This window comes from Pseudomonas sp. H11T01 (assembly GCF_048515765.1).
GTDB lineage: Bacteria > Pseudomonadota > Gammaproteobacteria > Pseudomonadales > Pseudomonadaceae > Aquipseudomonas.
The window spans coordinates 166,638-189,085 of record NZ_JBLYED010000002.1 but is presented as its reverse complement, the minus strand read 5'-3'; the positions used below and the strand labels follow the sequence as shown (position 1 = coordinate 189,085).

Annotated in this window: 26 protein-coding genes and 1 tRNA gene; 11 read left to right on the top strand and 16 right to left on the bottom strand. The window is 57.4% G+C overall.

Annotated elements, in window-relative coordinates:
- Positions 1–55: 55 nt before the first annotated feature.
- Entirely contained in the window at positions 56–313 is a 258-nt protein-coding gene (gene cspD / locus ACN1C3_RS03415; RefSeq protein WP_419114376.1) for a cold shock domain-containing protein CspD, read from the bottom strand.
- Between the two features lie 224 nt (positions 314–537).
- Between cspD and clpS the strand changes: the two genes are divergently transcribed.
- Positions 538–900: an ATP-dependent Clp protease adapter ClpS gene (gene clpS, locus ACN1C3_RS03410; protein ID WP_419114375.1), complete on the top strand. Its 363-nt coding sequence runs from the start codon at positions 538–540 to the stop codon at positions 898–900.
- A gap of 29 nt (positions 901–929) precedes the next feature.
- Positions 930–3,200, top strand: coding sequence for an ATP-dependent Clp protease ATP-binding subunit ClpA (gene clpA, locus ACN1C3_RS03405; RefSeq protein ID WP_419114374.1), 2,271 nt, complete (start codon positions 930–932; stop codon positions 3,198–3,200).
- A 109-nt stretch (positions 3,201–3,309) separates the two neighbouring features.
- Here clpA and infA read toward each other — a convergent pair whose 3' ends face one another.
- The 4 genes from infA to trxB all read right to left on the bottom strand — a co-directional run bounded on the left by infA (position 3,310) and on the right by trxB (position 6,093).
- On the bottom strand, positions 3,310–3,528 hold the full coding sequence (infA, locus tag ACN1C3_RS03400) for a translation initiation factor IF-1 (RefSeq protein ID WP_002553999.1): 219 nt from the start codon (positions 3,526–3,528) through the stop codon (positions 3,310–3,312).
- Positions 3,529–3,628: 100 nt separating this feature from the next.
- Entirely contained in the window at positions 3,629–4,336 is a 708-nt protein-coding gene (locus tag ACN1C3_RS03395; protein ID WP_419114373.1) for an arginyltransferase, read from the bottom strand.
- 58 nt (positions 4,337–4,394) lie between these two features.
- On the bottom strand, positions 4,395–5,075 hold the full coding sequence (aat, locus tag ACN1C3_RS03390; protein WP_419114372.1) for a leucyl/phenylalanyl-tRNA--protein transferase: 681 nt from the start codon (positions 5,073–5,075) through the stop codon (positions 4,395–4,397).
- A gap of 67 nt (positions 5,076–5,142) precedes the next feature.
- A complete protein-coding gene (gene trxB, locus ACN1C3_RS03385; RefSeq protein ID WP_419114371.1) occupies positions 5,143–6,093 on the bottom strand; it encodes a thioredoxin-disulfide reductase in 951 nt (316 codons plus the stop codon).
- A gap of 329 nt (positions 6,094–6,422) precedes the next feature.
- Here trxB and ftsK point away from each other — a divergent pair, with 329 nt between their 5' ends.
- From ftsK to cysG, 6 genes are all read left to right on the top strand, one after another.
- On the top strand, positions 6,423–8,825 hold the full coding sequence (gene ftsK, locus ACN1C3_RS03380) for a DNA translocase FtsK (protein ID WP_419114370.1): 2,403 nt from the start codon (positions 6,423–6,425) through the stop codon (positions 8,823–8,825).
- Positions 8,826–8,893: 68 nt separating this feature from the next.
- Positions 8,894–9,517 (top strand): outer membrane lipoprotein chaperone LolA, encoded by a 624-nt coding sequence (gene lolA / locus ACN1C3_RS03375; RefSeq protein WP_419114369.1) that lies wholly within the window; start codon positions 8,894–8,896, stop codon positions 9,515–9,517.
- A gap of 39 nt (positions 9,518–9,556) precedes the next feature.
- Complete coding sequence (locus ACN1C3_RS03370) at positions 9,557–10,882, top strand: replication-associated recombination protein A (RefSeq protein ID WP_419114368.1); 1,326 nt, start codon at positions 9,557–9,559, stop codon at positions 10,880–10,882.
- Entirely contained in the window at positions 10,879–11,253 is a 375-nt protein-coding gene (gene crcB, locus ACN1C3_RS03365) for a fluoride efflux transporter CrcB (protein WP_419114367.1), read from the top strand. The genes ACN1C3_RS03370 and crcB overlap by 4 nt, the downstream gene beginning before the upstream one ends.
- Positions 11,254–11,269: 16 nt before the next feature.
- Positions 11,270–12,550 carry a serine--tRNA ligase gene (gene serS, locus ACN1C3_RS03360; protein WP_419114366.1) on the top strand — a complete coding sequence of 427 codons (1,281 nt, stop codon included), beginning with the start codon at positions 11,270–11,272 and terminating at the stop codon, positions 12,548–12,550.
- Complete coding sequence (gene cysG, locus ACN1C3_RS03355) at positions 12,551–13,945, top strand: siroheme synthase CysG (protein ID WP_419114365.1); 1,395 nt, start codon at positions 12,551–12,553, stop codon at positions 13,943–13,945. It begins immediately after the preceding gene.
- A gap of 146 nt (positions 13,946–14,091) precedes the next feature.
- On the opposite strand, the gene ACN1C3_RS03350 is transcribed toward cysG, so the two are convergent.
- The 8 genes from ACN1C3_RS03350 to ACN1C3_RS03315 form a co-directional block, all read right to left on the bottom strand.
- Positions 14,092–15,099: a glutathione S-transferase family protein gene (locus ACN1C3_RS03350; RefSeq protein WP_419114364.1), complete on the bottom strand. Its 1,008-nt coding sequence runs from the start codon at positions 15,097–15,099 to the stop codon at positions 14,092–14,094.
- A gap of 88 nt (positions 15,100–15,187) precedes the next feature.
- The gene (locus ACN1C3_RS03345) at positions 15,188–16,189 is read right to left on the bottom strand and encodes a glycosyl transferase family protein (protein ID WP_419114363.1); all 1,002 of its coding nucleotides are present in this window, start codon (positions 16,187–16,189) and stop codon (positions 15,188–15,190) included.
- Positions 16,186–16,521, bottom strand: coding sequence for a TusE/DsrC/DsvC family sulfur relay protein (locus tag ACN1C3_RS03340; protein ID WP_419114362.1), 336 nt, complete (start codon positions 16,519–16,521; stop codon positions 16,186–16,188). The genes ACN1C3_RS03345 and ACN1C3_RS03340 overlap by 4 nt, the downstream gene beginning before the upstream one ends.
- Positions 16,518–16,817, bottom strand: coding sequence for a sulfurtransferase complex subunit TusB (tusB, locus tag ACN1C3_RS03335; protein ID WP_419114361.1), 300 nt, complete (start codon positions 16,815–16,817; stop codon positions 16,518–16,520). The genes ACN1C3_RS03340 and tusB overlap by 4 nt, the downstream gene beginning before the upstream one ends.
- On the bottom strand, positions 16,817–17,179 hold the full coding sequence (gene tusC, locus ACN1C3_RS03330) for a sulfurtransferase complex subunit TusC (RefSeq protein ID WP_419114360.1): 363 nt from the start codon (positions 17,177–17,179) through the stop codon (positions 16,817–16,819). Before tusC ends, tusB begins: the two co-directional genes overlap by 1 nt.
- A 1-nt stretch (position 17,180) precedes the next feature.
- A complete protein-coding gene (tusD, locus tag ACN1C3_RS03325; protein ID WP_419114359.1) occupies positions 17,181–17,573 on the bottom strand; it encodes a sulfurtransferase complex subunit TusD in 393 nt (130 codons plus the stop codon).
- A 112-nt stretch (positions 17,574–17,685) separates the two neighbouring features.
- A complete protein-coding gene (locus ACN1C3_RS03320; protein WP_419114358.1) occupies positions 17,686–18,390 on the bottom strand; it encodes a YoaK family protein in 705 nt (234 codons plus the stop codon).
- 60 nt (positions 18,391–18,450) lie between these two features.
- Complete coding sequence (locus tag ACN1C3_RS03315; RefSeq protein ID WP_419114357.1) at positions 18,451–18,780, bottom strand: DUF6388 family protein; 330 nt, start codon at positions 18,778–18,780, stop codon at positions 18,451–18,453.
- A 191-nt stretch (positions 18,781–18,971) separates the two neighbouring features.
- Between ACN1C3_RS03315 and ACN1C3_RS03310 the strand changes: the two genes are divergently transcribed.
- A complete protein-coding gene (locus ACN1C3_RS03310) occupies positions 18,972–19,313 on the top strand; it encodes a DHCW motif cupin fold protein (RefSeq protein WP_419114578.1) in 342 nt (113 codons plus the stop codon).
- Between the two features lie 76 nt (positions 19,314–19,389).
- On the opposite strand, the gene ACN1C3_RS03305 is transcribed toward ACN1C3_RS03310, so the two are convergent.
- Positions 19,390–19,629, bottom strand: coding sequence for a hypothetical protein (locus tag ACN1C3_RS03305; protein ID WP_419114356.1), 240 nt, complete (start codon positions 19,627–19,629; stop codon positions 19,390–19,392).
- A 375-nt stretch (positions 19,630–20,004) separates the two neighbouring features.
- Positions 20,005–20,092: transfer RNA gene (locus tag ACN1C3_RS03300), tRNA-Ser, on the bottom strand.
- A 123-nt stretch (positions 20,093–20,215) separates the two neighbouring features.
- Here ACN1C3_RS03300 and ACN1C3_RS03295 point away from each other — a divergent pair.
- Complete coding sequence (locus tag ACN1C3_RS03295) at positions 20,216–20,887, top strand: Bax inhibitor-1/YccA family protein (protein ID WP_019690798.1); 672 nt, start codon at positions 20,216–20,218, stop codon at positions 20,885–20,887.
- 90 nt (positions 20,888–20,977) lie between these two features.
- Here ACN1C3_RS03295 and ACN1C3_RS03290 read toward each other — a convergent pair whose 3' ends face one another.
- Positions 20,978–21,415, bottom strand: coding sequence for an Lrp/AsnC family transcriptional regulator (locus ACN1C3_RS03290; RefSeq protein WP_419114355.1), 438 nt, complete (start codon positions 21,413–21,415; stop codon positions 20,978–20,980).
- Positions 21,416–21,547: 132 nt separating this feature from the next.
- On the opposite strand from ACN1C3_RS03290, the gene ACN1C3_RS03285 reads away from it, so the two are divergent.
- Positions 21,548–22,441 (top strand): DMT family transporter, encoded by an 894-nt coding sequence (locus tag ACN1C3_RS03285; RefSeq protein WP_419114354.1) that lies wholly within the window; start codon positions 21,548–21,550, stop codon positions 22,439–22,441.
- Positions 22,442–22,448 lie beyond the last annotated feature (7 nt).

Below are 22,448 nucleotides of genomic sequence, written 5' to 3'. Positions count from 1 at the left end.
CCGACTCAAGCGATTGAGTCGGCCGGTTTTTTTATGGCTGGATGTTTGGTGGTGTTTAGCTCGTCGTGGTTTCGTGTTGGTTCGGCGTGGGCAGCGGAGCTGGCTGTGCAATGGCAGCCTTGATTTCGACCGCGTGCAGGCCCTTTGGCCCCTGGATGATATCGAAACTCACGGCCTGGCCTGCTTTCAGGGTTTTATAACCGTCCATCTTGATGGCCGAGTAATGGGCAAACAAGTCTTCGTCCTTGCCGTCCTCGTTGATGAATCCATACCCTTTGGCATTGTTGAACCACTTGACCTTGCCGCTCGCCATGCTCATATCCCTCTGCAACAGACTCCATCACTGGAGTATCATCCAGTTCATCGGCACCCAAACCAGGAAATCTGGTTGACTGTGCAGACCTTTTTTACCCACTGTGGGCTCTATTGGTTGTAACACCGTTTTGCCGATAGTCAAGGTGACCGGGCGGTCAGAGTTGAAATCCTGCCCGAGCGCCCCCACCACTGTATTTGTTCAACTAACGAACCTTTCTTTCCATGCATGCAATCAGCCAGATTCGACTAACATTCAATCAGGATCGCCCGGATTTACACGACGACGATTCCGCTGGCTTGGCTGTACAGGAGGCTAAGCCCGCCTTACAGGCGCCGCCGATGTACAAGGTGGTTTTGTTCAACGATGACTACACACCGATGGATTTCGTCGTCGAAGTGCTCGAGGTGTTTTTTAACCTGAATCGAGAGCTGGCGACCAAGGTAATGCTGGCCGTTCATACAGAAGGACGGGCAGTATGTGGATTGTTTACCCGCGACATCGCCGAGACCAAGGCCATGCAGGTCAACCAGTACGCCAGGGAAAGCCAGCATCCGCTACTCTGTGAAATCGAGAAGGACGGTTAACGCCGACCACTTGGGTATGAGGTGAAGCTATGTTAAACCGCGAGCTCGAAGTCACCCTCAATCTGGCCTTCAAGGAAGCCCGCTCAAAACGTCATGAATTCATGACGGTCGAGCACCTTCTGTTGGCTCTATTGGACAATGAGGCAGCCGCCACCGTTCTGCGTGCCTGCGGCGCAAACCTCGACAAACTCAAGCATGACCTGCAGGAGTTCATCGACTCCACCACGCCATTGATCCCTATCCATGATGAGGATCGCGAAACCCAGCCAACCCTGGGCTTCCAGCGTGTACTGCAACGTGCTGTCTTTCACGTACAGAGCTCGGGCAAACGCGAGGTGACTGGTGCCAACGTGCTGGTCGCAATCTTCAGTGAGCAAGAGAGTCAGGCAGTGTTTCTGCTGAAACAGCAGAGCGTTGCGCGCATCGATGTCGTCAACTACATCGCTCACGGCATTTCGAAAGTGCCAGGGCACGGCGATCACTCTGAAGGTGAGCAAGATATGCAGGACGACGAGGGCGGTGAGTCTTCTTCTTCAGGCAATCCTCTGGATGCTTATGCCAGCAACCTCAACGAACTCGCGCGCCAGGGTCGAATAGATCCGTTGGTAGGCCGGGAGCTGGAGGTTGAGCGGGTTGCGCAGATTCTGGCGCGGCGACGCAAAAACAACCCGCTGTTGGTGGGTGAGGCGGGCGTGGGTAAAACCGCGATCGCCGAAGGTCTGGCCAAGCGCATCGTCGACAATCAGGTGCCTGATCTGTTGGCCAATAGCGTTGTCTACTCCCTGGATCTGGGGGCGTTGCTGGCCGGGACCAAATACCGCGGCGATTTCGAGAAGCGCTTCAAGGCGTTGCTCAACGAGTTGAAAAAACGTCCGCAGGCGATCCTGTTCATCGACGAAATCCACACAATCATCGGTGCCGGTGCGGCTTCCGGTGGTGTCATGGATGCCTCGAACCTGCTCAAGCCGTTGCTGTCTTCGGGTGATATCCGTTGTATCGGCTCGACCACCTTCCAGGAATTCCGCGGAATCTTCGAGAAGGATCGTGCCCTGGCTCGTCGCTTCCAGAAGGTCGATGTGTCTGAACCTTCGGTAGAAGACACCATTGGCATTCTCAGAGGCCTCAAGGGGCGCTTCGAGCAGCATCACGGTATCGAATACAGTGATGAGGCTTTGCGTGCCGCAGCTGAGCTGGCATCGCGTTACATCAATGATCGGCACATGCCGGACAAGGCGATCGACGTTATCGACGAGGCGGGTGCCTATCAGCGCCTGCAGCCAATCGAGAAGCGTGTGAAACGCATCGAGGTGCCTCAGGTCGAGGACATCGTCGCGAAAATCGCGCGGATTCCGCCTAAGCACGTCACAAGCTCGGACAAAGAGCTGCTGCGTAACCTTGAGCGTGATTTGAAGCTGACAGTGTTTGGGCAGGATGCCGCGATCGACTCCTTGTCGACTGCGATCAAGCTGTCACGTGCCGGCCTGAAGTCGCCTGACAAGCCAGTGGGCTCGTTCCTGTTCGCAGGCCCTACGGGTGTTGGTAAAACCGAGGCCGCACGGCAGCTGGCCAAGGCGCTGGGAATCGAGCTGGTTCGCTTCGATATGTCCGAGTACATGGAGCGTCACACCGTTTCCCGCTTGATCGGTGCACCTCCAGGCTACGTTGGTTTCGATCAGGGTGGTTTACTGACCGAAGCGATCACCAAGCAGCCTCACTGCGTGCTGTTGCTCGATGAGATCGAGAAGGCGCATCCAGAGGTCTTCAACCTGCTGTTGCAGGTCATGGACCACGGTACGCTGACCGATAACAATGGGCGCAAGGCAGATTTCCGTAACGTGATCGTTATCATGACGACCAACGCCGGTGCCGAAACTGCAGCGCGTGCGTCAATCGGCTTCACTTATCAAGATCACTCTTCTGATGCGATGGAAGCGATCAAGAAAAGCTTCACGCCAGAATTCCGTAACCGTCTGGACACCATTATCCAGTTTGGTCGCCTCAGTCATGAGGTCATCAAAAGCGTGGTGGACAAGTTCCTTACCGAACTTCAGGCGCAGCTGGAAGACAAGCGTGTACTGCTCGAAGTGACCGATGCTGCCCGTGGCTGGCTGGCGGCGGGTGGTTACGATGTGCAGATGGGTGCGCGACCAATGGCTCGCTTGATTCAGGACAAAATCAAGCGTCCGCTGGCCGAGGAAATTCTCTTTGGCGAACTGGCCGAGCATGGCGGTGTGGTGCACATCGACCTCAAGGACGACGAGTTGACCTTCGAGTTCGAGACCACGGCTGAAATGGCCTGACAGTTGTTGCTGTAAAGCGAAAGGCGCCGAAAGGCGCCTTTTTGCTGTCTGGCGTTTGGTCGACAAACAAAAACGCCCGGCATAAGCCGGGCGTTCTGTATTGACTTGTTTAACGAGCGCGGTAAGTGATGCGCCCTTTGCTCAAGTCATAGGGCGTCAGCTCGACGCGCACTTTGTCACCGGTAAGAATACGAATGTAGTTCTTGCGCATCTTGCCGGAGATATGCGCGGTTACGACGTGCCCATTTTCCAACTCCACACGAAACATGGTGTTGGGCAGGGTGTCGACGACAGTGCCTTCCATTTCGAAGCTGTCTTCTTTCGACATGCAGTAAAGCCCTCGGTATCCAATGAATGGCCCGGTGCAACTGCGCCAGGCAAAAGCGGCGTGCATTGTGCCCGAAAAATGGGGTTTAAGCCAAGGGCTTCTAGTTTAAGGTGACCCACCTCTGATTAATCAGCAGCTCGATGGGGCGATATTGGGTCTTGTAGTTCATCTTTTTGCAGTTTTTGATCCAGTACCCAAGGTAGACCGCGTCCAGTTCCAGGCGTCGGGCCTCGCCAATTTGCCAGAGAATCGCGTAGCGACCCAGGCTGCGGCGTTCTTCCTCGGGTTCGTAGAAGGTGTAGACCGCCGATAAGCCGTTGGGTAGCAGGTCGGTGACGGCTACCGCCAAAAGGCGCCCCTCGAGACGGAATTCATAGAATCTTGAGAACGGCAGGTCGCGGACCAAAAAGGTTGAAAATTGATCGCGACTGGGCGGAAACATATCGCCATCAGCATGGCGCTGCTCGATGTAGCGTTGGTAAAGATCGAAATATTCTTCGCTGAAACCGGGTTTTGCAGGCCGAACCTGAAGATCGGCATTGCGCTTGAAGATGCGTTTCTGCTGACGATTAGGCTGAAATTGCGCCACGGGAATTCGCGCCGGAACACAGGCATTGCAGTTTTGGCAATGCGGCCGGTAAAGGTGGTCGCCACTGCGACGGAAACCCATTTCTGAGAGATCTGCGTAGACATGCACATCCATGGGCTGACTAGGATCGAGGAACAGCGTGGTGGCCTGTTCTTCGGGCAGATAGCTGCAAGAGTGGGGCTGAGTGGCATAAAACTTCAAACGCGCCAACTCGGTCATGATCAACCCTCGGGATTAAGCTTTTGAATTAAGTGTAAGCCAGCCTGAGAGAAGTCGCCTAGGAAACCCAGGTGGCAGTGTTGGGTTGATCGAGGTGCTGCTGCAGGTAGCCGGCAAAACGGCTGCGAGGTATGGCGCGTGCCCCCAGGCTGCGCAGATGGTCGGTAGGCATCTGGCAGTCGATCAGCACGAAACCCCATTCCTGGAGGTGTTTGACCAGTGTCGCGAAACCGAACTTCGAGGCGTTGTCGGCGCGACTGAACATTGATTCGCCGAAAAACAGTTGCCCCATCGCCAGTCCGTAGAGTCCGCCGACCAAAACGCCTTGATCCCAGACCTCGACCGAGTGTGCATAGCCACGCTCATGCAAATGCAGGTAAGCCGTCTGCATGGCATCGGTGATCCAGGTGCCATCTGCATGGTCGCGTGGAGCGGCGCAAGCCCGGATGACCGACCGAAAGTCGCGGTCGAAGGTCACCTCATAACGCTGCTGGCGTAGCAGTTTGTTCAGGCTGCGGGAGACATGCAGTTCCTCCGGGAACAACACGGTGCGCGGATCGGGCGACCACCAGAGAATCGGCTGGCCTTCCGAGAACCATGGAAAGCAGCCATGGCGGTAGGCCTGGATCAAGCGATCGGCAGACAGATCGCCACCCGCGGCGAGCAATCCATTGGGATCGCGCATGGCTTTTTCCAGCGGCGGGAAGGTCAGGGTGTTGCGTTGTAACCAGGTCAGCATGGCATTCAGACTTGCAGAAGGGGAGGGCGATGGCGGGTCGTATGGCCCGCCGTGAGGCACTAGGTGATCAGTTATCGTCGAGGTACTTCTCGGCGTCCAGTGCCGCCATGCAGCCGGCTCCGGCGGAGGTAACGGCCTGGCGGTAGACATGATCGGCGACGTCGCCAGCCGCGAAAACGCCTTCAATGCCGGTTGTCGTAGCATCGCCTTCGCTGCCGCCCTTGATCAGCAGGTAGCCGTTGCGCATTTCCAGTTGGCCCTGGAACAGGTCGGTGTTGGGTTTGTGGCCGATGGCGATGAATACGCCGGTCAATGCCAGGTCTTTGGTCTCGCCTGTATTACTGTCCCGCAGGCGGGCGCCGGTTACACCGCTGGCATCGCCCAGCACCTCGTCGAGGTTTTGGTTCCAGTGCAGGCGGATATTACCGTTGGCGACCTTGTCGAAGAGTTTGTCCTGGAGGATTTTCTCCGAGCGCAGCTTGTCGCGTCGGTGAACCAGGTGAACTTCCTTGGCGATATTGGACAGATAAAGCGCCTCTTCCACGGCGGTGTTGCCGCCACCGATCACCGCGACCACTTGATTGCGGTAGAAGAAACCGTCACAGGTTGCACAGGCCGAGACGCCTTTACCGGCATAGGCGTCTTCGGAAGGCAGGCCCAGGTATTGCGCGGAGGCGCCGGTCGCAACAATCAGTGCGTCGCAGGTATAAGTGCCGCTATCGCCGGTGAGGATAAACGGACGCTGCTGCAACTCTGCAGTATGGATGTGGTCGTAGACGATCTCGGTGTCGAAACGCTCAGCGTGTTTTTGCATGCGCTCCATCAGCACCGGGCCTGTCAGGCCTTCCACGTCGCCCGGCCAGTTGTCGACTTCAATGGTGGTGGTCAGTTGACCGCCGGCTTGCAGGCCGGTAATGACCATCGGCTTGAGGTTGGCGCGAGCGGCATAAACGGCGGCGCTGTAACCGGCGGGGCCTGAACCCAGGATGATCAGGCGTGAATGCTTCGCTTCGCTCATAAAAACACCTCATAAGCCTTTGTCACAAAAGAGAATGCATGCTCAAATTGAACCGCGCGTAAAGTGCTGTTGGCTATGCTACACCGAAGCCGTTCTGGCGTGGCATCGGGCGGACAAACCCGTACAATGCCTGTTTGTAACCATTTATTGGATAATCATTGGCATTGAAAGATCGGGCCTGCGGCAGTTCCTATGGTTTCGAAATGCAGGGCTAGAGTGTTAAAAGTAGCTGCAGTTGCGCTCGTTAACTTTGTTACCTGCTCGTATTGAGCAGTTTTTTATAGTCAATCAACAGTTGGTCGCGCTACAGGCGCAGGAAAAGACGCGTTTTGAAGAAATCCACCGCTACACCTAAAACAGTAGTTCCGCTCTGGCGTCAGCAACTGCACTACCGGTTAAAGGAAGGTGCGCTGATTGCCATTGGAGCCTTATGCCTGTTCCTGATGATGGCATTGTTGACATATGGCAAGGACGATCCGGGCTGGAGTCACAACAGCAAAATTGAAAATGTGCAGAACTTCGGCGGGCCTGCGGGCTCCTACAGCGCCGATATTCTGTTCATGGTGCTGGGTTATTTCGCTTATATCTTCCCGTTGCTATTGGCGATCAAGGCTTATCAGATTTTCCGTCAGCGCCACGAACCATGGCTGTGGAGCGGCTGGCTGTTTTCCTGGCGTCTGATCGGTCTGGTATTTTTGGTGCTGTCGGGCGCTGCCCTGGCACACATCCACTTCCATGCGCCGACTGGCTTACCTGCGGGCGCCGGCGGTGCTCTGGGCGAAAGCCTCGGTGACCTGGCGAAGAACGCGCTCAACATTCAGGGCAGCACCCTGATGTTTATCGCCCTTTTTCTGTTCGGCCTGACGGTATTCACCGACCTTTCGTGGTTCAAGGTCATGGACGTGACCGGCAAGATCACCCTTGATCTGTTCGAACTGTTTCAGGGTGCCGCCAATCGCTGGTGGGCGGCGCGTAATGAGCGCAAGCAACTGGTTGCGCAATTGCGTGAAGTCGATAAGCGGGTCAACGAGGTAGTTGCCCCGACTGTGACCGATAAGCGTGAACAGGCCAAAGTCAAAGAACGTTTGATCGAGCGTGAGCAGGCCCTGAGCAAGCACATGTCCGATCGCGAGAAACAGGTTCCACCCGTGATTGCTCCAGCGCCGCCCAAAGCACCGGCGCCAAGCACGCGCGTTGAAAAAGAGAAGCAGGCGCCGTTGTTCGTCGATAGCGCGGTCGAAGGCACCTTGCCACCTATCTCTATTCTCGACCCGGCGGAAAAGAAACAACTCAACTATTCCCCTGAGTCCCTGGCTGCGGTCGGCCACTTGCTGGAAATCAAGCTCAAGGAATTCGGCGTCGAAGTCTCGGTCGACTCGATCCATCCGGGCCCGGTGATTACCCGTTACGAAATTCAACCGGCCGCCGGGGTCAAGGTCAGCCGTATTTCCAACCTGGCCAAGGACCTCGCGCGTTCGCTGGCGGTGACCAGCGTGCGGGTGGTGGAAGTGATTCCCGGCAAGACCACCGTAGGTATCGAGATTCCCAACGAAGATCGGCAGATCGTGCGCTTCTCCGAAGTGCTGTCGACACCTGAGTACGATAACTTCAAGTCTCCGGTCACCCTGGCCCTGGGTCATGATATCGGCGGTAAGCCGGTCATCACCGACCTGGCAAAAATGCCTCACTTACTTGTTGCCGGTACCACAGGTTCTGGTAAGTCGGTGGGTGTGAACGCGATGATCCTGTCGATCCTGTTCAAGTCTGGCCCGGAAGACGCCAAGCTGATCATGATCGACCCGAAAATGCTTGAGCTATCGATCTACGAAGGCATTCCGCATTTGCTCTGCCCGGTAGTAACTGACATGAAGGACGCGGCTAACGCCCTGCGCTGGAGCGTCGCCGAGATGGAGCGGCGCTACAAGCTGATGGCGAAGATGGGCGTGCGTAACCTGTCGGGCTTCAATGCCAAGGTCAAGGAAGCTCAGGACGCCGGCACGCCGTTGACCGATCCTTTGTACAAGCGCGAAAGCATTCACGACGAAGCTCCGCTGCTGACCAAGCTGCCGACCATCGTCGTGGTCGTGGACGAGTTCGCCGACATGATGATGATCGTCGGCAAGAAGGTTGAAGAGCTGATCGCCCGTATCGCCCAGAAGGCCCGTGCTGCCGGTATCCACTTGATCCTCGCGACCCAGCGTCCGTCGGTTGACGTGATCACCGGTCTGATCAAGGCGAACATTCCAACGCGTATGGCGTTCCAGGTATCGAGCAAGATCGACTCGCGGACCATCATCGATCAGGGCGGCGCCGAACAACTGCTGGGCCATGGCGATATGCTCTACATGCCGCCGGGCACCAGTCTGCCGATCCGCGTCCACGGTGCCTTCGTCTCCGATGACGAGGTTCACCGGGTGGTTGAAGCCTGGAAACTGCGTGGCGCGCCGGAATACAACGACGAGATCCTCGCCGGTGTCGAGGAGGCCGGTAGCGGCTTTGACGGCGGCAGTGGCGGCGACGAAGACAGCGAAACCGATGCGCTTTACGACGAAGCAGTGCAGTTCGTTCTGGAAAGCCGTCGCGCCTCCATCTCGGCCGTGCAGCGCAAGCTGAAAATCGGCTACAACCGCGCCGCTCGCATGATCGAGGCCATGGAAATGGCCGGGGTTGTGACCTCCATGAACACCAATGGCTCCCGTGAAGTATTAGCGCCGGCGCCAATGCGCGACTGACCACTGATCTGACATTAAGCGGCGTGGCGACACGCCGCCCGCATCCAACGAATTTTATGAGGACTCCCATGCGTCTTATCCGCATGCTGTTGCTGCCGGTACTGGCTTTAACCACGCTTTCGGCCCACGCCGATGACAAAGCTGTGGCGCGTCTGACCCAACTGCTCGAAAAATCGCAGACGTTGACGGCGCGCTTCTCGCAGCTGACCCTCGACGGCAGCGGCACCCAGTTACAGGAAACGGCCGGCGATATGGCTTTGCAGCGTCCTGGACTGTTCTACTGGCATACCGATGCGCCGCAAGAGCAATTGATGGTGTCTGATGGCAAGAAAGTTTCACTGTGGGATCCGGACCTGGAGCAGGTCACCATCAAGAAGCTCGATCAACGCCTGACCCAGACCCCGGCCTTGCTGCTGTCCGGTGACGTGTCCAAGATCAGCGAGAGTTTCGACATCAGTGCCAAGGAAGCTGGCGGCGTGATCGACTTCACCCTCAAGCCGAAAACCAAAGACACCCTGTTCGACAGCTTGCGTCTGTCGTTCCGCAACGGCATGGTCAATGACATGCAGTTGATCGACAGCGTCGGTCAGCGCACTAACATCCTGTTCACCGGGGTCAAGGCCAATGAGGCGATCTCCGCGTCCAAGTTCAAGTTCGACATCCCCAAGGGTGCCGACGTGATCCAGGAATAAAGAGCGGGAATAAAGAGCCAAGAGGTTTCAAACGCTGCCATGGACCTGTTTCGAAGTGACCCGATTGCTCAGCCCCTGGCCGCGCGCTTGCGCTCGACCAATCTGGACGAGTACGTCGGTCAGGAACACCTGCTCGCTCGCGGCAAGCCTTTGCGCGAAGCCCTTGAGCAGGGTGCCCTGCATTCAATGATTTTCTGGGGGCCGCCAGGGGTGGGTAAAACCACGCTGGCGCGCTTGCTGGCGAAAGTCTCGGATGCACATTTCGAAACGGTCTCGGCGGTGCTGGCCGGGGTCAAAGAGATTCGTCAGGCGGTCGATATCGCCAAGCAACAGGCTGGGCAATACGGCAAGCGAACCATTCTGTTCGTCGACGAAGTGCATCGCTTCAACAAGTCGCAGCAGGACGCGTTTCTACCCTATGTCGAAGACGGCACGTTGATCTTTATCGGCGCGACGACAGAAAACCCGTCCTTTGAGTTGAACAACGCACTGCTGTCCCGCGCTCGCGTCTACGTCCTCAAAAGCCTTGATGAGGCGGCACTGCACAAACTGGTGCAGCGCGCGCTGACCGAAGAGCGCGGCCTCGGCAAGCGGCAACTGAGCCTCAGTGATGAGGGTTTCAAAATGCTGCTGTCGGCAGCCGATGGCGACGGCCGACGTTTGCTCAATCTGCTGGAGAACGCTTCCGATCTGGCCGAAGACGGTACCGAAATCGGTGTCGACCTGCTGCAAAGCCTGCTGGGTGATACCCGACGACGTTTCGACAAGGGTGGCGAGGCCTTTTACGATCAGATCTCCGCGCTGCACAAATCGGTGCGCGGCTCCAACCCGGACGGCGCGCTGTACTGGTTCGCGCGCATGCTCGACGGCGGTTGCGATCCGTTGTACCTGGCGCGGCGTGTGGTGCGCATGGCCAGCGAAGACATTGGTAATGCCGATCCGCGCGCCCTGAGCCTGTGTCTTGCGGCTTGGGATGTTCAAGAGCGCCTCGGCAGTCCCGAAGGCGAATTGGCGGTGGCCCAGGCCATCACCTATCTGGCCTGCGCACCCAAAAGTAATGCGGTGTACATGGGCTTCAAGGCCGCCATGCGCAGTGCCGCCGAACACGGCTCTCTGGAAGTACCGCTGCATTTGCGCAACGCGCCGACCAAGCTGATGAAGCAGCTGGGTTATGGCGACGAATACCGTTATGCCCACGATGAGCCCGATGCTTACGCCGCCGGTGAGGATTACTTCCCGGACGATCTTGAGCCGCAGCACTTCTACCAGCCGGTGCCCCGTGGCCTGGAACTGAAAATCGGCGAGAAGCTCAATCACCTCGCAGAACTGGACCGGCGCAGCCCAAAACAGCGGAGAAAGCCTTGATTCCATTGATTGTCGCGGTCTCCGTCGGCGGAGTCGCGGGCACCCTGCTGCGCTTTGCTACCGGTAACTGGATCAACGCTAATTGGCCGCGGCACTTCTATACCGCGACGCTGGCCGTTAATATCGTGGGCTGCCTATTGATTGGCTTCTTGTATGGCCTGTTCATGCTGCGTCCGGAGGTGCCTATTGAGGTGCGTGCCGGATTGATGGTGGGTTTTCTTGGCGGCCTGACGACATTTTCATCCTTTTCACTGGATACGGTGCGCTTGCTGGAAACCGGGCAAGCGCCGCTGGCCTTGGGCTATGCGGCTATCAGCGTATTCGGCGGGCTGCTCGCGACCTGGGCTGGCCTGTCCTTGACCAAACTTTGATAAACGAGAGACCGACATGCTCGATTCCAAACTGTTACGTAGCAACCTCCAGGACGTAGCGGATCGCCTGGCATCCCGTGGCTTCACCCTGGATGTTGCACGCATCGAAGCGCTGGAAGAACAGCGCAAGACCGTCCAGACCCGCACCGAACAACTGCAGGCTGAACGTAATGCACGCTCCAAATCCATCGGTCAGGCCAAGCAGCGCGGTGAAGACATCGCGCCGTTGATGGCCGACGTCGAGCGCATGGGGAACGAGCTGAATACCGGTAAAGTCGAGCTGGACGCGATCCAGAGCGAGTTGGATTCGATCTTGCTGAATATCCCGAACCTGCCTCACGAGTCCGTGCCGATTGGCGCCGATGAAGAGGCCAACCTCGAAGTGCGTCGCTGGGGCAAACCGACCACCTTCGATTTCGAGGTCAAGGACCACGTTGCGTTGGGCGAAAAATTCGGTTGGCTGGACTTCGAGACCGCGGCCAAGCTTTCTGGCGCGCGTTTCGCGTTGCTGCGCGGGCCGATCGCTCGTCTGCACCGCGCGCTGGCGCAGTTCATGATCAACCTGCACATCAATGAACACGGTTACGAAGAAGCCTACACCCCGTATCTGGTTCAGGCGCCGGCGCTGCAAGGCACCGGTCAATTGCCGAAGTTCGAAGAAGACCTGTTCAAGATCAGCCGCGAAGGCGAAGCCGACCTGTACCTGATCCCGACCGCCGAAGTGTCGCTGACCAACATCGTGTCCGGCGAGATTCTCGATCCCAAGCTTCTGCCGTTGAAGTTGGTCGCCCATACGCCGTGCTTCCGCAGTGAAGCCGGTGCCTCGGGTCGCGATACCCGCGGCATGATTCGTCAGCACCAGTTCGACAAGGTCGAGATGGTCCAGATCGTCGAGCCGAGCCAGTCCATGGAAGCGTTGGAAGGCCTCACCGGCAACGCCGAGAAAGTTCTGCAACTGCTGGAGCTGCCGTATCGCGTGCTGGCGCTCTGCACTGGCGACATGGGGTTCAGCGCGGTCAAGACCTACGACCTGGAAGTCTGGATCCCAAGCCAGGACAAATACCGCGAGATTTCGTCGTGCTCCAACTGCGGTGACTTCCAGGCTCGCCGTATGCAGGCGCGCTGGCGTAACCCGGAAACCGGCAAACCTGAACTGGTTCACACCCTGAACGGTTCTGGTCTGGCAGTTGGCCGTACGCTGGTGGCGGTTCTGGAAAACTATCAGCAGGCCGACGGTTCGATCCGTGTGCCGGCCGTGCTCAAACCGTACATGGGTGGCATTGAGGTCATCGGCTAAATGGAATTTCTGCCGCTGTTCCACAACCTGCGTGGCAGTCGTGTGTTGGTCGTCGGCGGGGGGGAGATTGCCTTGCGCAAATCCCGCTTGCTGGCCGATGCCGGGGCGCTGCTGCGGGTGGTTGCACCTGAGATAGAAAGCCAGCTGCGCGAGTTGGTGCAGAGCAGTGGCGGTGAATTGATTTTGCGCGGTTATGCCGAGGCTGATCTCGATGGTTGTGTGCTGATTATCGCCGCCACTGACGACGAACCGCTCAACGCGCAGGTTTCCAAAGATGCGCATCAGCGTTGCGTGCCGGTGAACGTGGTCGATGCTCCGGCATTGTGCAGCGTGATTTTCCCGGCGATCGTCGACCGTTCGCCATTGATTATCGCAGTCTCCAGCGGCGGCGATGCGCCGGTGCTGGCACGGCTGATTCGCGCCAAGCTGGAAACCTGGATTCCGTCGACCTACGGCCAGCTGGCGGGTTTGGCGGCGCGCTTTCGTAACCAGGTCAAAGGTCTGTTTCCGGATGTGCAGCAGCGTCGGGCGTTCTGGGAAGATGTATTCCAGGGGCCGATTGCCGACCGCCAACTGGCCGGGCAAGGCGCGGAAGCCGAGCGCTTGTTGCTAGCCAAAATCAATGGCACCGCGCCTGTTGCAACGGGTGAGGTCTATCTGGTTGGGGCGGGGCCGGGCGATCCGGACCTGCTAACGTTCCGTGCCCTGCGGCTGATGCAGCAAGCGGATGTGGTGTTGTATGACCGTTTGGTCGCTCCGGCGATTCTTGAGCTGTGCCGTCGCGATGCTGATCGGGTCTATGTCGGCAAGCGTCGGGCGGATCACGCGATACCTCAGGAGCAGATCAATCAGCAATTGGTTGATCTGGCCAAACAGGGCAAGCGGGTGTTGCGCCTCAAAGGCGGCGATCCATTTATCTTCGGCCGTGGCGGCGAAGAGATCGAAGAATTGGCGGCCCAGGGCATTCCGTTTCAGGTCGTGCCAGGTATCACCGCGGCGAGCGGTTGTGCGGCTTATGCCGGGATTCCACTGACACATCGCGATTATGCGCAGTCGGTGCGTTTCGTGACCGGGCACCTGAAGGATGGCACCACGGATCTGCCGTGGAGCGATTTGGTAGCGCCGGCGCAGACGCTGGTGTTTTATATGGGGTTGATTGGCTTGCCGATCATCTGCAATGAACTGATCAAGCATGGTCGTTCAGCGGATACTCCAGCCGCATTGATCCAGCAGGGAACTACCTCGAACCAGCGGGTCTTTACCGGCACGCTGGCCAACCTTCCACAGCTGGTTGCCGAGCACGAAGTGCACGCGCCGACGCTGGTGATTGTTGGGGAAGTGGTACAGCTTCGCGAGAAGCTGAAGTGGTTCGAAGGGGCTCAGTCTCAGATTTGAATCAGTGACATCGCGCCGGTCCAATCGCGAGCAAGCCCGCTCCCACACTGGATCTGCGTCATTTCACAATGGTGTGATCGGCGCAGGGCTAATGTGGGAGCGGGCTTGCTCGCGATGAGGCCAGCAAGCCCAATAAAAAACTTTGATCAGACCTCGGCCTTCTGCCATACCCCTTTCCCACTCAACCGCCCCCGATCATGACCCGCATTGAAATCCTGCGCCGGTCCCTTCGGCACGATCCCGGTAGGATTAATCGTGCGGTGGCTCGCGTAGTAATGCCCCTTGATGTGAGTAAAATCCACGGTCTCGGCAATCCCCGGCCACTGATACAGCTCACGTAGCCAGTTCGACAGATTCGGGTAATCGGCAATTCGCCGCAGGTTGCATTTGAAGTGGCTGTAATACACCGTGTCGAAGCGAATCAGCGTGGTGAACAGTCGAATGTCGGCTTCGGTGAGGTATTCGCCGGTCAGATAGCGCTTCTCACCCAGTCGTTTTTCCAGCCAGTCGAGCTCGGCAAACAGGCCGTCGAAGGCTTCTTCATACGCCGTCTGCGAGGTGGCGAACCCAGCCCGGTAAACACCGTTATTCACCGCTGGATAGATCCGCGCGTTCAGCTCATCGATCTCTGCCCGTAGTGACTGCGGGTAGAAGTCCAGACCATTCCCGGTCAACTCGTCGAAGGCACTATTGAACATGCGGATGATTTCCGCCGATTCATTGCTGACGATGCGATTCTGCTGTTTGTCCCAAAGCACCGGCACCGTGACGCGACCGGTATAGTCGGATGCATCTGCTGTGTAGCGTTGATGCATGTAGGTCAGGTGATCGAGGCGGTCGCCACTGGAGCCGAACGCCTTATCGAAGGTCCAGCCGTTTTCCAGCATCAACCAGCTGACGACAGAGACGTCGACGAGGCTTTCAAGGCCTTTGAGCTTGCGCAGGATCAGCGTGCGGTGCGCCCAGGGGCAAGCCAGAGACACATAGAGGTGATAGCGACCCGCTTCGGCGCGAAAGCCACCTTCGCCAGTAGGACCGGGCTTACCGTCGGCGGTCAGCCAATGGCGACGCTGCGCTTGTTCGCGCTGGAATGCGCCGTCTTTGCTGCTTTCATACCACTGGTCACGCCAGCGCCCTTCAATCAGCAAACCCATCAGAAACTCCTCGGCTAATAAGCATTGGAGTTCAGTCTAATCGGATGGATTCGAACAAAAAGCGCAAAGGTTGGGCGTTAATGATCGGTTAAATCGATTTATCTCGCGCATCCCAGTACTGTTGAGCGAGTTCGAACGCCTGCTCTCGCGGCGTGCCGAGGCCGCGCAGGGCCAATGCCATGGTCGAGATCAGCGCCAGTTGCGGGTAACTGTCCTGCACCTCGCCGCGCCAGAGAGCGCTCAGTTGCTCGGGGTCGAGGCTCGGGGGTTTGACATGGCGCTGGGCGGACAGTGCAGGCCATTCTTCATCCCAACTTTCGCCACCCGTGGTGCCGTATAGATGACTGATGGTGTCCGGGTTGATTTCGATCTCACCGCCATCGCCTTTGATGACGATGGTGTTGTCGCCCAGCAAACCGCTGGCATCGCGGTGTACGCCTTGGTAGCCGGGATGGAAAATACTTTGCAGGCCACAGCGAGCGCCGAGTGGATTAAGAATGCGTGCCAGTGAATGAATCGGCGAACGCAGGCCCAGGGTGTTGCGCAAATCGATCATCCGTTGCAACTGGGGCGCCCAATCACCGAGCGGGATAAATGCCAGGTTGCTTTGCTCGAACGCTGTTTCGACCTGCTGCCAATTGCGGCACAGCGGGATCTGTAATTGATCGAGAAGCTGCTCGCTGTACAGGCGTCCGGCGGTATGTGCGCCGCCACCGTGCAGCAGAATACGCACGCCGTTTTGCGCCAGGCATTTGGCTGCCAGCAAATACCACGGCAGATGACGTTTTTTGCCAGCATAGGTCGGCCAATCCAGATCAACCTTCAAGTCGGGTGCGTTCAGACGCTCACGAACAGCTTCGGTGAAGCCGGCCAGCTCCTCCGGGCTTTCTTCCTTGTGTCGCAACAGCATCAGGAAGGCACCGAGTTGCGTGTCTTCGACTTTCTCGTCGAGCAGCATGCCCATGGCCTCGCGAGCTTCCTCGCGGGTCAGGCTGCGGGCACCACGCTTGCCCTTGCCCAGGATTCGCACGAAGGGCGCGAAAGGGTGCTCGGCGGGTGTTTCGGTCATCAGCGGCGCAAAATCAGTCATAAGCAATTCGTCGGTTTGGGCAGGCCCGCCAGCTTGGCGGCAAGTTTGGCGGGAGTGCCTTTGAACAGTCGGTTCAAGTGCAGGCTGTTGCCCTTGTCCGGGCCCAGCTTCAGTGCGGTGTATTTGATCAGCGGGCGGGTCGCCGGAGACAGCTGGAACTCTTGATAAAACCCGCGCAGTAATTCGAGAATTTCCCAGTGCTCGGCGCTCAGTTCGAGCTCTTCGGCAGCGGCCAGCGCACAGGCCACATCGATGGACCAATCACTCAGGTTGACCAGATACCCGTCTTTATCGAGGTCGATGCTTTGTGCACCCACAGTGAGCGAATTCATAGCCAGGTGTTGACCTTGTCGTAGTGAATCGAAAGCTCGACAAACTCTGGGTAATCGACGCTTTTGACCCAGTCGGGGACTTGCAGGCCGCGGGCCTGAGAGTCTTCCGCCAGGACGAATAGGCGCAACGTATCGACCCGCGCCGCCAATGCGTTGAGCGGCGCGCTATTGGGTTGCAGGGCATACACCGCGTCGCCGCAGAGCAGAATGGCATCCTGGGCGCCGAGCAAGCGCAGGCAACTGGTCAGCCGGTTATCGGTAAACGGCGAATGGGACAGCACATGCAAAGTCGACATCAGAGAGTTATAACCTGGTCGTAACGATCAATAATCGAGGAAATTTGCTCCGGGTTCAGCAGCTGCACAGCTTCCATGTTCCGGCCGAATGACGAAAATCCACGCTCCGTAACGCTGTTGCTGCAAGCAAAAACATCTTCAACACCAAACAGCGACAGCGCCTGCAGGTTGGCGCTGAGGTCTTTTTGCTGAACGGCCTTGGCATCCTGGGTCGGCGCAAGCTGAAACACACCGTCGTCCAGAAACAGCAGGCCGATCGGCAAATCAAATGCCCCGCCGGCCAACACAATGTCCAACGCCTCACGAGCGCCGGGGCCCGACCAAGGGGCTTGTCGGCTGATAATCAGCAAGGATTTAGGCATTTCATGGCCCTCCGAAACAAATCAGTCGGTCGGCCGATTGCACGGCGTCATGCAGTTGACCCAGCCCGGACAATTCCCAAGGCGCGCTCAAATTGACGGCGGGGCGCTGATAACGCTGGGCTTCTTCTTCATTTAGCACGCCACGGCGCAAAGCGGCAGCAATGCACACCACACCGTCGAGCTGGTGTTCAGTGACGAATGTGCGCCATTGCGACGGCACGTCTTGCTCATCCTGCGGCGTGACGATATTGCCCGACGCGCTATGCACGCCGTCCTGATAGAAAAACAGCCGCACGATCTCGTGGCCGCCGGCCAGCGCCGCCTGAGCGAATAGCAGGGCACGGCGCGAGGAGGGCGCATGGGCAGCGGAGAAAAGGGCAATGGCGAACTTCATGACGGACTCTGTCAGCAAACCTTGCGCAATGATAAAGCTTTATCGCCGGGTCGGCGAAATCCGTTTGCCTGGATAAGGTTGTAGGTATGCGTCTCGGGCAGACTACGCAATATCAGCGCGGCATGTAGCCCAGCTGCCAGCGACGGGGAATCTTCAGTGAGGCAAAGCCCAGAAGGGCGGCAATCAGACCGCTCACAAACAGCGCTTTTAGCCCCAGCTGATGCTCCAGCACCGCGCCGAGGACTGCACCGGCAAACATACCGGTCCAGGGTATCAACTGCACGCGCCAGCCATTACGACGCTCTCCGAGCATCCATCGTCCCAGGCCACGCCCAAAGCGCGAGAGTGCGCCTGTCACGTAGGTCAACCCGACAGGCAGGCCATTAACCTCTTCGACTGCGGAATTAAGCATCCCCATGGCGATGATCGCGGCCAGCAAGGCGGGCAACTGAGTGTCAAACGGCCAGGCAGCGGCACCGCATAGAAGGGACGCTATACACAACAATAAGGGCAGGGCGCGCCGACCGCCGAAACGGCTGACAAGAATGCCCAGTGCATTGCCGACGATGAATGTGGCGATGAGGATAAAGATTCTAAGGGTCAACCCCAGGTCACCATCACTGATGGCTACCGCCAGACGAGTGGTGTTGCCGCTCATGAACGATACGAAGTCACCGGTGGCCATAAAACCTATGGCGTCGGTCATTCCGGCCAGTATGGAAAGGCACGCGACCAGGCAAAGCCCGATACGACCTCGCCATTTTCGAGTGCGTAGCAGGCCAGGGTGGGTATGGGTTTTAGGAGAGGAGGGCAGCATCAGCGAAATATCATCTGTATAGATCCTTCATGAGGTACCGCTGTTCGATCCGCTTTTCGGTCAGATGTCGAGCCCATGTAATTGGCAGTAATCCGCCCACTCCATACCGGCCATCTCCGCCACTTCTTTGTGCACCTCGATCCTCCGGGCTTCGAAATCCTCAGGCGTAGCTGCGGTCAGTTGCAGCGTCAGCTCCCAGGCAAACAAACCCAAACGCTCAGCCTCGGCCTCAAACGCTTCGTGCAGACGCTCATCGCGGTACTGCTCCATCGTCTCGCCTTTCGCTTGGGCGGCCAGAGGGTTCAGGTGGTCGAGTTCGTCCCTGAGGGGCGGGTATTGCGCCAGGAATTTCTGTAAAGCCAGCTCGTGATGCTGTTCGGTTGAGGCCATGGTCACTCCTTGATTGCTGGTTTGTCAGGCGTAGCCACGCATTACTACACCACGATCTATAGGGATATTCCATGCCACTTATAGATAAGAGCGTCCTGTAAAACGATCCATTGTGCAGTGGTGATCCCCAAGAAGTGAATGATAGGCTGATGGCGCAGTTACTCGCCAAAAAAGGAATAGGGGATAGATGTATGAAAATGGATGCGTTCGCTTTTGGTGTCACTAACTGGGCAGAGATCGAAAGAACAGAACACCTGGGCGAGACTGGAGTGGCCTATTGGCGAACCCGGCTTTTCGGTGACAAGCCGAATCAAATTCGCGTGCGCATGGTGGAGTACAGTCCGGGCTACCTGGCAGACCATTGGTGCCATAAAGGGCATGTTTTGTTTTGCATGGAGGGTGAACTGGAAACCACCCTCGAAGATGGGCGCAAGTTCGTATTGACCGCCGGCATGAGTTATCAGGTGGGCGACAACGCAGAGGCGCATCAATCCTGGAGTGGTCCGGGCGCCAAATTATTCATAGTTGATTGAGCGCACGCACGGTGAGGCCGCAGGGGGGATAGCCTCTTGCGCTGATCTCAAGCTGACGATCTGACTGCCAAGCGACCTACTCGGCTTTGGTCCGATGGATTACCCGAGCCTTTACCTCATCGGCGTACGCCATCAGCAGTTTTTCACCGGCCTGGAGCACCTCACATTTTCTCAGCAAGGCCTGAGCATCGGCTTCATTTTCCGCCGTGCTCAATCGTTCAGCAATTTGCGTCAGTTCGACGATTGACCATCTCAAATCAGACGCAACGTCCTGAAGGTCGCGCCTTAGATCATGCTCGGATTCATTGAGCCACATGATGACCTCCTGAAAATCAATGCCACGCCTGACGCCACTCCCTGTACGAAGTGAACAAAAGGGACTCTGGGTTTTTCAGTCGCGGGCCTCATCACTGTCCATGGTGCTGCCTTTACTGATATCGCCTGCATAGACAGTAATCGACAGCTTCGCAGCGCGTGATGTGAGGCGACGAGCTGTAGGTTTTGGGGGGTGAGGTATTCGGTCGGCAGGACGCCGTGGGGAGGGGCAAATTTACTTTCGATTGCTGCAGAAATTTTGGGTAGTTGCGGAAATGACCGAAAAGATGCGGAAACGATTGGCGCGAGCCCAGAAAGAAACCCAAACCCCAGAAACGAAAAAGCCCTGAATAATCAGGGCTCTAACGTACAAATATGGCGGAGGCGATGGGATTCGAACTCATGGACCTGTTACAGTCGACGGTTTTCAAGACCGTTGCCTTAAACCACTCGGCCACACCTCCGTATTGCGTTGCGGCGCCATAATACCTGAATGAAACACACTGTCAAACTCTCTGCGTAGCTTGTTGCAGGGCGTCTGTTATGATCTTTGCGACTGAACGTTTCAAACCTACAGGAGTGTCGCCATGCGCGAACAGGATTACGCAGTTAATAACAGCGTGCAGGCTGAGCAGCTAGAGGTTAGCCGCGTCCTGCGCAACACTTACGGCTTACTCGCACTCACCCTCGCATTTAGCGGCGTGATGGCGTTCGTTGCACAGCAGATGCGCGTTGGCTACCCGAACGTTTTTGTAGTGCTGATCGGCTTCTACGGACTGTTCTTCCTCACCAACAAACTCCGTGACTCGGCCTGGGGCCTGGTGTCGGCTTTCGCCCTGACCGGTTTCATGGGTTTCTTGCTGGGCCCGATCCTCAATCGTTACCTGGGCATGCAGGGCGGCGCTGAAGTGGTCAGCTCGGCCTTTGCGATGACGGCATTGGTGTTTGGCGGTCTCTCCGCCTATGTGCTGATTACCCGCAAGGACATGAGCTTTCTCGGCGGCTTCATCACTGCCGGTTTCTTCGTCCTGCTGGGCGCGACGCTGGCGGGCATGTTCTTCAAGATCAGCGGTCTGCAATTGGCGATCAGCGCTGGCTTCGTGCTGTTCTCCTCGGTCTGCATTCTGTTCCAGACCAGCGCCATCATCCATGGCGGCGAACGTAACTACATCATGGCGACCATCAGCCTGTATGTGTCGATCTACAACCTGTTCATCAGTTTGTTGCAGCTGTTCGGCATCATGGGCCGCGACGATTGATCGCAGGCCTTGAGCAAAAAGCCCGCTTCGGCGGGCTTTTTGCTGTCTGTGTGAAAGCTGCTCAGTAGTAACGTGGCTGGAATGTGGTGTTTACCCCATCGGCGGCAATCGTCGTTTCACCGGGGTTTTCTTGACGATGGCCGTACTGGTTTCTGCGTAGCTGTTAAGCCGATCGAGCAGGGTGTCCAGTTGTTCCATCGAGCGAACGTGCAGGCGAGCGATGAAACAGTCGTCGCCCGTCACTTTGTCGCATTCGGTAAATTCGGGGATTGCCTGAATCTGCCGTTCGACGTCCTGCAACCGGCCGGGCAGCGGACGGATGCGGACGATAGCCTGGAGTTGATAACCGAAGCACTTGGGATCTATCTCGACGGTATAACCCTTGAGCACGCCGCGCTCTTCGAGTCTGCGCAGCCGTTCCGCAACGCTGGGCGAAGACAGGCCGCTGATCTGCGCCAAGGCTTTGAGTGAGCGCCGGGAATCTTCCATCAGTGCCGCGATCAACACTTGGTCGATGTCATCGGTCATACAAACCTCGTTAGGCAAAGGGTTCAATATGCCTTGATAAGAAAGGCAGAAATTGATTTTAGCCTGCTATTGAGGCTGGAGATGCCTCACTGTGGATTGTCATAATTCAGGCTCTTGCTGAGGAGACTGATGATGGACAAGTCGATACGTCGTGGGTCGTTTGAAATGACCGCCGCCATGCTGATTTCGGGAACCATTGGATGGTTCGTGCTGGTTTCCGGGCAGCCGGTGCTGGATGTGGTGTTCTGGCGTTGTGTGTTTGGCGCTGCAACCTTGCTGGTGATCTGCGCGGTGCTGGGTTTTCTGCGTCCGGGCATTTTGACCCGCACCACATTCATCCTGGCGGTGCTCAGTGGTGTGGCGATAGTCGGCAACTGGGTGCTGCTGTTCGCCTCTTATTCCCGAGCCTCGATTGCCATTGGTACTGCGGTCTACAACGTTCAACCCTTTATGTTGGTGGGATTGGCGGCGCTGTTTCTCGGAGAAAAGATCACCGCGCAGAAACTATTTTGGCTCGGTGTGTCGTTTCTCGGGATGCTGGCGATCGTCAGCGCTCATGGCGAGCAGGGCGCAGGCGGCAATGAATACCTGTTGGGTATCGGTTTGGCGCTGGGCGCCGCGCTGCTTTATGCCTTCGCCGCGCTGATCATCAAGCGTCTGACCGGCACTCCACCGCATTTGATCGCGCTGATTCAGGTCTGCACCGGCGTTCTGTTATTGGCGCCGTGGGCGAATATCGCCGCGCTGCCGCAGGCGTCTGGAGCCTGGGCCAGCCTGCTGACATTGGGTGTGGTGCACACCGGTGTGATGTACGTATTGCTTTACGGTGCGATTCAAAAACTGCCGACAGCACTGACTGGTGCGCTGTCATTTATCTACCCGATTGCGGCGATTTTTGTCGACTGGTTCGCCTTTGGTCATCGCCTCGAGCTGATGCAGTGGCTGGGCGTCATCGCGATTCTGCTGGCAGCGGCAGGCATGCAGCAAGGGTGGGGATTTGGGTTGCGTCGAGCTGCGGCGCAGTGACTGGCTT

Excerpts from the sequence above, each read along its gene's own strand:
- cspD (WP_419114376.1), bottom strand. The coding sequence starts at position 313 with ATGGCGAGCGGCAAGGTCAAGTGGTTCAACAATGCCAAAGGGTATGGA.
- clpS (WP_419114375.1), top strand. The coding sequence starts at position 538 with ATGCATGCAATCAGCCAGATTCGACTAACATTCAATCAGGATCGCCCG.
- clpA (WP_419114374.1), top strand. The coding sequence starts at position 930 with ATGTTAAACCGCGAGCTCGAAGTCACCCTCAATCTGGCCTTCAAGGAA.
- infA (WP_002553999.1), bottom strand. The coding sequence starts at position 3,528 with ATGTCGAAAGAAGACAGCTTCGAAATGGAAGGCACTGTCGTCGACACC.
- ACN1C3_RS03395 (WP_419114373.1), bottom strand. The coding sequence starts at position 4,336 with ATGACCGAGTTGGCGCGTTTGAAGTTTTATGCCACTCAGCCCCACTCT.
- aat (WP_419114372.1), bottom strand. The coding sequence starts at position 5,075 with ATGCTGACCTGGTTACAACGCAACACCCTGACCTTCCCGCCGCTGGAA.
- trxB (WP_419114371.1), bottom strand. The coding sequence starts at position 6,093 with ATGAGCGAAGCGAAGCATTCACGCCTGATCATCCTGGGTTCAGGCCCC.
- lolA (WP_419114369.1), top strand. The coding sequence starts at position 8,894 with ATGCGTCTTATCCGCATGCTGTTGCTGCCGGTACTGGCTTTAACCACG.
- ACN1C3_RS03370 (WP_419114368.1), top strand. The coding sequence starts at position 9,557 with ATGGACCTGTTTCGAAGTGACCCGATTGCTCAGCCCCTGGCCGCGCGC.
- serS (WP_419114366.1), top strand. The coding sequence starts at position 11,270 with ATGCTCGATTCCAAACTGTTACGTAGCAACCTCCAGGACGTAGCGGAT.
- cysG (WP_419114365.1), top strand. The coding sequence starts at position 12,551 with ATGGAATTTCTGCCGCTGTTCCACAACCTGCGTGGCAGTCGTGTGTTG.
- ACN1C3_RS03350 (WP_419114364.1), bottom strand. The coding sequence starts at position 15,099 with ATGGGTTTGCTGATTGAAGGGCGCTGGCGTGACCAGTGGTATGAAAGC.
- ACN1C3_RS03345 (WP_419114363.1), bottom strand. The coding sequence starts at position 16,189 with ATGACTGATTTTGCGCCGCTGATGACCGAAACACCCGCCGAGCACCCT.
- ACN1C3_RS03340 (WP_419114362.1), bottom strand. The coding sequence starts at position 16,521 with ATGAATTCGCTCACTGTGGGTGCACAAAGCATCGACCTCGATAAAGAC.
- tusB (WP_419114361.1), bottom strand. The coding sequence starts at position 16,817 with ATGTCGACTTTGCATGTGCTGTCCCATTCGCCGTTTACCGATAACCGG.
- tusC (WP_419114360.1), bottom strand. The coding sequence starts at position 17,179 with ATGCCTAAATCCTTGCTGATTATCAGCCGACAAGCCCCTTGGTCGGGC.
- tusD (WP_419114359.1), bottom strand. The coding sequence starts at position 17,573 with ATGAAGTTCGCCATTGCCCTTTTCTCCGCTGCCCATGCGCCCTCCTCG.
- ACN1C3_RS03320 (WP_419114358.1), bottom strand. The coding sequence starts at position 18,390 with ATGCTGCCCTCCTCTCCTAAAACCCATACCCACCCTGGCCTGCTACGC.
- ACN1C3_RS03315 (WP_419114357.1), bottom strand. The coding sequence starts at position 18,780 with ATGGCCTCAACCGAACAGCATCACGAGCTGGCTTTACAGAAATTCCTG.
- ACN1C3_RS03310 (WP_419114578.1), top strand. The coding sequence starts at position 18,972 with ATGAAAATGGATGCGTTCGCTTTTGGTGTCACTAACTGGGCAGAGATC.
- ACN1C3_RS03305 (WP_419114356.1), bottom strand. The coding sequence starts at position 19,629 with ATGTGGCTCAATGAATCCGAGCATGATCTAAGGCGCGACCTTCAGGAC.
- ACN1C3_RS03295 (WP_019690798.1), top strand. The coding sequence starts at position 20,216 with ATGCGCGAACAGGATTACGCAGTTAATAACAGCGTGCAGGCTGAGCAG.
- ACN1C3_RS03290 (WP_419114355.1), bottom strand. The coding sequence starts at position 21,415 with ATGACCGATGACATCGACCAAGTGTTGATCGCGGCACTGATGGAAGAT.
- ACN1C3_RS03285 (WP_419114354.1), top strand. The coding sequence starts at position 21,548 with ATGGACAAGTCGATACGTCGTGGGTCGTTTGAAATGACCGCCGCCATG.